The 1295-nt window shown below is 64.8% G+C and carries 2 protein-coding genes; both read left to right on the top strand.

The annotated features are described in order from the left end of the window. Positions 1–537, top strand: a 537-nt coding sequence (locus tag E3O42_RS05865; RefSeq protein ID WP_134453046.1) for a response regulator transcription factor, incomplete at its 5' end; no start/stop codon positions are given. A 209-nt stretch (positions 538–746) separates the two neighbouring features. Then, positions 747–1295: HAMP domain-containing protein (locus tag E3O42_RS05860; protein WP_166787907.1), on the top strand; the 549-nt coding region annotated here is incomplete at its 3' end.

Raw genomic sequence — 1295 nt, 5'->3', positions numbered from 1 at the left:
GGCCTGCCCGGGATGGATGGCATTGAGGTTTGTCGTACCGTGCGCACCTTCACTGATTGTTACATCATCATGCTGACCGCGCGGGTGGACGAGATCGACAAGCTGGTCGGCCTCTCTGTCGGAGCAGACGACTACCTGACCAAACCTTTCAGCCCGCGAGAGCTTGTGGCTCGAGTGCGCGCTATGCTCCGCCGACCGCGCCCCAGCGAACAGGCCGACGCTGTCGGCACACCGCCTCTTGTCTTTGGGTCCCTCCAAATCGACGTCGCCGGCCGCGAAGTCCACCGCGACGGTGAACCCGTGGACCTGACCCGCACGGAGTTCGAGGTGTTGGCGGCGTTGGCCGGGCAACCTCGCATTGTTTTCTCGCGGCAGCTACTTATTGAGGCCGTATGGGGTGACGGCTGGATGAGCGATCCGCATCTTGTGGATGTGCATATCGGGCACGTGCGGCGCAAGATCGGTGATGATCCGTCCTCACCGGTCTTCATTCGGACTGTGCGCGGGGTCGGCTACCAGATGGGCGTCGGCGAGTGAGCAGAACAGGCACTCGGGTTCCTGGCCCGAGGGATCTCAGCGCGCGCCTACTCGGTGCCATCCTCGTCGTTGTGCTCGTTGGAGTAGCAACTGCCTGGGTCGTGGTCGTAGGGATCGGCCCAGCCATTTTCCACGTTCACATGATGCGCATGGGTGGTTCCGGGGCTGACTCGACGGCGCATGCCGAGGAGGCATTCCGGACGGCATCCATGCTTTCCCTGGCCGTGGCCCTCATCGCTGCTCTGGCAGCGTCGGTCGGGGTGAGCCTGTTCCTCTCCCGCCGGATTACACGGTCCCTGGCGCCCGTCACTGAAGCGGCTGGCCGGGTGGCGGACGGGGACTACACGGCGCGCATACCCGCTGTGGGCCTGGGCAGTGAGTTCGACGACCTCACTTCGGCCTTCAACTCGATGGCCACCGACCTCGGCCGGATCGAAGCGACCAGAACGAGAATGCTGGGCGACCTGGCGCACGAAATGCGTACCCCCATCACCACGATCGGCGCCTACCTTGAGGCCATCGCCGACGGCGTCCAGGAAGCGGATCCGGCAACGCTCACCATGCTGGGGGACCAGGTCACCCGTCTGGCACGGCTTAGCGAGGACGTGTCCATCGTGACGACTGCCGAGGAAGGCCGGCTCACCATGCACCGACGACGCTTGTCCGTTGCCCAGGTAGTCGCGGATGCTGTGGCCCAGGCCACGGCGCAATACGCTGCCCAGAGCGTGACACTGACGGTCACCATGACCCCAGCTGCC

The organism is Cryobacterium adonitolivorans (assembly GCF_004402695.1).
GTDB classification, from domain to species: Bacteria; Actinomycetota; Actinomycetes; order Actinomycetales; family Microbacteriaceae; genus Cryobacterium; species Cryobacterium adonitolivorans.
Note: the sequence above shows the minus strand (reverse complement) of the source record. Positions and strands in the feature narration are given on the sequence as shown.